Here is a 263-nt window from a genome sequence, read left to right as displayed (position 1 = left end):
ATCGTGTATTCATCGATCGCGGACTAGCTGCCCGGCCTTTCGCGATACCACGCGAGCTGTTCGCTGGTGGCGAGGAGCTTGCCGCTGCGGCTCCAGTAGCTGGAGCGTTCGTCGGAGGCACCGCGGCTGCCGACGCGGCCGTCGCATTCGATCAGGATGAAGTCGTCGCCGATTGCCGCGAGCTCTTCCTCGGTCGCGTGGAGGTAGACGGTGAGCGTGAGCGTGGTCGTGTTGATCGTGCGGCCGAGCGCGTACATCGAACG

At 65.0% G+C, this 263-nt stretch carries 1 protein-coding gene; it reads right to left on the bottom strand.

Translation table 11 applies throughout. The features are described from left to right. Positions 1-23: 23 nt before the first annotated feature. Positions 24-263 (bottom strand): acyl-CoA thioesterase domain-containing protein (locus tag Q5762_RS38720; RefSeq protein WP_315897006.1); only part of this gene is annotated, 240 nt, incomplete at its 5' end.

The organism is Streptomyces sp. P9(2023) (assembly GCF_032436795.1).
Lineage (GTDB): Bacteria > Actinomycetota > Actinomycetes > Streptomycetales > Streptomycetaceae > Streptomyces.
The sequence above is the reverse complement of the archived record's forward strand: the minus strand, read 5'-3'. Positions and strand labels throughout refer to the sequence as shown.